The organism is Beijerinckia sp. L45, assembly GCF_009765775.1.
Classification (GTDB): domain Bacteria; phylum Pseudomonadota; class Alphaproteobacteria; order Rhizobiales; family Beijerinckiaceae; genus RH-AL1.
Genome location: NZ_LMUU01000173.1, coordinates 1 through 4,351 on the forward strand (window position 1 = coordinate 1; position 4,351 = coordinate 4,351).

At 62.6% G+C, this 4,351-nt stretch carries 7 protein-coding genes; 4 read left to right on the forward strand and 3 right to left on the reverse strand.

All coding sequences use genetic code 11. From position 1 onward, the window contains the following. Positions 1-298: 298 nt before the first annotated feature. From GSQ79_RS30375 to GSQ79_RS19265, 3 genes are all read left to right on the forward strand, one after another. Positions 299-370 (forward strand): SEC-C metal-binding domain-containing protein, encoded by a 72-nt coding sequence (locus tag GSQ79_RS30375; RefSeq protein WP_368669956.1) that lies wholly within the window; start codon positions 299-301, stop codon positions 368-370. Beyond that, positions 349-909: a hypothetical protein gene (locus GSQ79_RS19260; protein WP_368669957.1), complete on the forward strand. Its 561-nt coding sequence runs from the start codon at positions 349-351 to the stop codon at positions 907-909. Before GSQ79_RS30375 ends, GSQ79_RS19260 begins: the two co-directional genes overlap by 22 nt. Positions 910-1,094: 185 nt before the next feature. Beyond that, the gene (locus tag GSQ79_RS19265) at positions 1,095-1,481 is read left to right on the forward strand and encodes a hypothetical protein (protein WP_158810287.1); all 387 of its coding nucleotides are present in this window, start codon (positions 1,095-1,097) and stop codon (positions 1,479-1,481) included. A 97-nt stretch (positions 1,482-1,578) separates the two neighbouring features. On the opposite strand, the gene GSQ79_RS19270 is transcribed toward GSQ79_RS19265, so the two are convergent. Together GSQ79_RS19270 and GSQ79_RS19275 are read right to left on the reverse strand one after the other, a co-directional pair. Further along, on the reverse strand, positions 1,579-2,088 hold the full coding sequence (locus GSQ79_RS19270; protein WP_158810288.1) for a hypothetical protein: 510 nt from the start codon (positions 2,086-2,088) through the stop codon (positions 1,579-1,581). Positions 2,089-2,159: 71 nt separating this feature from the next. Continuing rightward, positions 2,160-3,191 (reverse strand): GlxA family transcriptional regulator, encoded by a 1,032-nt coding sequence (locus tag GSQ79_RS19275; RefSeq protein WP_158810289.1) that lies wholly within the window; start codon positions 3,189-3,191, stop codon positions 2,160-2,162. Positions 3,192-3,245: 54 nt separating this feature from the next. Here GSQ79_RS19275 and GSQ79_RS19280 point away from each other — a divergent pair, with 54 nt between their 5' ends. Further along, positions 3,246-3,926: a DJ-1/PfpI family protein gene (locus tag GSQ79_RS19280; RefSeq protein WP_158810290.1), complete on the forward strand. Its 681-nt coding sequence runs from the start codon at positions 3,246-3,248 to the stop codon at positions 3,924-3,926. On the opposite strand, the gene GSQ79_RS19285 is transcribed toward GSQ79_RS19280, so the two are convergent. Then, positions 3,923-4,351, reverse strand: a 429-nt coding sequence (locus GSQ79_RS19285; RefSeq protein WP_158810291.1) for a cation diffusion facilitator family transporter, incomplete at its 5' end; no start/stop codon positions are given. The genes GSQ79_RS19280 and GSQ79_RS19285 overlap by 4 nt on opposite strands.

A 4,351-nucleotide genomic window follows, 5' to 3' on the forward strand; every position in this document is an offset into this window, starting at 1 on the left:
ATGCGAAGACTCGCGAGGCAGCAGACCGCTCAAACGTAAATTTTGAGTCGGGCTCTTAGCCGATGAGTCTGCTGTTTATGACTTTGAGAACGAGGGTGTGCGGCGGCACAATCACCGCGTAGCACTTCAGTCCGATCCATTGATAAAGGCGCTTTTCGCAAACAAGGAAGAATACGACGACCTGCAAGACAGCATTCCCGGCGTCGGAGCGGTAAGTACAGATTACGATACCTTTCAACGGTTAAGAGCGATCGAGGCTAAAAACGTAGAGATAACCTTCGCTATAGCTCGCAAATTTATGGGTCGAAATGACATATGCTTTTGTGGCAGTGGCAAAAAATACAAGAAATGCCATGGATTGAGTTTGTAGGATGGCTCGTCTCGTCGCCTTTTCGCGCTCTGCTTCCCCTGGCCCGGCTTGAACAGGCAGGGGTCGTCTCGATCGCCGACGTCTATTCGCTCCACGTAGCCACCTACGTGCAGGATCTCGGCCGGCATCAAACGACGCCTTCAACTAAACTCAGCTTGGCGACCATTCGCATGATGTTCAACTGGCTGGCGACCGGCGGCGTGCTAACGTTCAATCCCGGCCTCGGCCGTACGTGGTTGCGCCCTTGCATCCGACACCAAAGGAGCTCTGTGTTCCGGACGATCGCGCGGGGCACAGGTCAGCTCAGCAAGAACGCTCTGAACCAGCGAGACGCTTATGCGATGGTGACGCGCCAGGCCGAAGCGGTAGGCATCAAGACCAAGATCGGCAACGATACGTTCAGAGCGACCGGAGTCACGGCTTATCTTAAGAATGGAGGGACGCTTGAGAAGGCGGCTCTCATGGCCAACCATTCGTCCACCAGGACGACGCAGCTTTATGATTGCCGGCGGGATGATGTAACGCTCGACAAGGTCTAACGAGTTTCAATTTAGGCACATAAAAGGATCGAGGGGCCAATCGGGCTAAACGATTGTTTCATGGCCCTGTCGGCTTAATTGCTATGCAGTTGCTCTCGACTCTGAAGTCACTTAGCTTGTTTTCCATAGTGAGTTTGCATTCCGGATAAGATTGCTATTACCCGCTGCGATTTAGGAGTTGAGCCATGATATGGGATCCAAGTGGCAATTTGCTAAACGTGACGGCGAACACCCCGGAAGGTGTTTTAAAGGTAGCTGAAGTAGCACAGGCATATATTCGTAGCAGAGTTGTTATGAAATTAGGGCTTTTTGCTCTTTCCGCGCTTTTCCTGATAGTTGCTGCTTTGCTAGTTGTTTTTGCTCCGCCGGGACGTGAAACTGCTGCTACTGTGATATCAACTTCTTTGCTTGTTGTAGCAATAGGGAGTGCCGGTTTTACGGCTTTTAGGTTCAAAATTCCTTTTGTCTCCGCAGAAGCCCAGACTTTCACAGACCAAAGTCAACACGGCGACAAGCGCGACTTTTCAGGTCGAAACACTAATGCTCATGGCGGCCCGCATGCTGCTGCTTAGATCGAAATTTGAGTAAAGAGCAGTGCTGCCAGCGGCTTGCCATGTTGCGCTCGCAAAGACGCGTCACAGTAGAGGGGTCACGATCTAAGTCCGACCCTCAGTCGATGTCGTAACCGCATTCGAGCGGCACTTCGCGATAGAGGCGCGGATCGGGCAGCGTGCGATCCCGCGGCCGCCGCTCGCACACCACCGCCGGCGCCGGCGTGGTGAAGGCCGAGGCGATGCCGTCGACGAAATAGGCCGGCATCGGCACCATCGGGCGGGGTGCCGCGACCCGCGGCGGGATCGGCTCGACGAGCACTACGCCTGCGAGCGCCGGGCGTTCGACGTCGATCGGAGCGCGATCATGGTAGCGCGCAAAATGCCGGCGAACCGGCCGCGCCGCATGATGTGACGGCATCCTGTGGACCTCGAGGGCCGGGTGGGACCCGGCGATCGTGTCGACGACGGGCGAGGCTTTGGGGGCGGCGATCGGCTGTGGGAGCGTCGGCTGGGTGCCGACCGGCGTTTGCGCCAGCGCTGCCGACGCGAAGACCACGGCTGCGGCAAGGCCGACGGCGAGGCTGGTGCGTGCCGATGGTCCGGAAGAGCGTGGCAAAAGCGACATGAAATACTCCGGCGGCGGGTCGATGCCTGCAGGTTTATGCGACTTCGCGGCAAAAGCGTAGCCCCCGCCAATCAGGTTCGGAGCGACACCGGCCCCGTCGACCCGTCCAAGGTGCCGCTGAAGCGCCGGCGATAGTCCTGCGGCGCGGTGGCGATCAGGCGCAAAAAACTGCGGCGCATGGTCTCCTCCGAGCCGAAGCCCGCGCGCGCGACGACCCGTTTCAGCGGCCAGCGCGTGTCCGCCAGCATTCTTCGCGCGGCTTCGACGCGGAAGCGTTCGACGGCCTGGGCCGGCGTCACGCCCGTCGCCTGCCGATAGTGTCGGGCGAAACTGCGTTCGCTCATGCCGGCCTCGGCCGCCAGCGCCGTGACCGACAGATCGGCGGCAAGATTATCGGCGATCCAGCCATGCAGCGCGTCGAAGCGCGCGTCCGTCTCCTGCAGCGACAGGGTGGTGCTGAACTGCGCCTGGCCGCCCGGCCGCTTCAGGAACACCACAAGATGCCGCGCCACCGCCAGTGCCGTGGCCCGCCCGAGATCCTGCTCGACCAGCGCCAGCGCGAGGTCGATCCCGGCAGTGATGCCGGCGGAGGTCCAGATCGGCCCGTCCTGGATGAAGATCGGATCGGCTTCGACCGTGATCGCAGGAAAACGCTCGGCAAGGTCGGCGCAGCGCGTCCAGTGGGTCACCGCCCGGCGCCCGTCGAGCAGCCCCGTCTCCGCCAGCAGATAGGCGCCGGTGCAGACCGAGGCGACGCGCCGGGCGTTTTTCGCGCGCGCAAAAATCCAGTCGCGCAGGACGGGATCGGCGGCGGCCGGCCGGGCCCCGGCACCGCCGGGAATGATCAGCGTGTCGAGCGGCGCGTCCGGCGCAGGTAGCGGCTCGGTCGCGAGACCCAGGCCTGCCGACGAGACCACGGCACCGCCGGCATTGCCGACCACCGCCAGCCAATAAGGTGGCACTTCGTCCTTCGCGCGAAACAAATCGTTCGTGGAGGCAAAAACCTGCAACGGCCCGGCGATGTCGAGCAATTGCACGGACGGAAAGGCCAGGATTTCGATGGTCCGGATCATCACAGGCGGAATCCGAGGTGTTTTTGGCATTTCGGCCAATAAATGCCCCTCTATGCTGTCGTTGTCCAGCGAAAGGATTGTATGATGACCTTGCAGATCGGCCTTCTCCTCTTCCCCGACATCCAGCAGCTCGATCTCACCGCGCCCTACGAGGTGTTCGCGTCGCTGCCGGGAACATCAGTCCATCTCGTCGCCAAAACACTCGAGCCGGTGCGCTCGGTGACGGGCCTGACGCTGCAGCCGACGATGACGCTGGCGGATTGCCCAAAACTCGACGTGATCTGCGTGCCGGGCGGCCTCGGCATCAATGCGCTGCTGCGCGACGACGTGATCCTCGCCTTCCTCCGCGAACAGGCCGAGACGGCGCGCTACATCACCTCCGTCTGTACCGGCGCGCTGGTGCTCGGCGCCGCGGGGCTGCTCGTCGGCAAGCGGGCGACGACGCACTGGGGCGTCCACGACCTGCTAGCGCGGTTCGGCGCCATCCCGACAGAGGGCCGCGTCGTGCGCGATGGCGCCATTTTGACGGGTGGAGGGGTCACCGCGGGGATCGATTTCGCGCTGACCCTCGCCACCGAACTCATGGGGGACGAAGCGGCCCAGATCGTCCAGCTCAGCCTGGAATACGCCCCGGCGCCGCCCTTCGACGCCGGCCGCCCGGAGACCGCACCCCCTGCGGTTCTGGCCGCGACACTGGCGAAGATCGCGCCGAGCCGCCGCGAGCGCGAAACGCTCATCGACTCGATCGTGGGAGCCCCGGCCTAAACCACGTGCGCCGGCGCCAGCGCGCAAACGGTGGTGTCGTCCGTCTCGACCTGCATGGTCGCGTGGCCGATGCCGTGAGTCTCGCGCAGCGTCTTGCACGTCTGCATCAAAAAAGCGTCGCCGGGATGCCCGGCGCGCATCACCAGATGTACGGTCAGCGCGGTTTCGCTGGTGCTCATCGCCCAGATGTGGAGGTCGTGGACGGCGTCGACACCGGGCAGCCCGGCAAGATAGGCGCGCACCGTGGTCTGGCTGACGGAGCGCGGCACGCCGGCCAGCGACATGCACAGCGACTCGTAGAGCAGGTGCCAGGTGCCGAGGATGATGGTCGCGTTGATCAGCAGGCTGATCGTCGGGTCGATCCACTGCCAGCCGGTCAGCTTGATGAGGAAGGCGCCGACCACGACGCCGGCCGCCACCGCCGC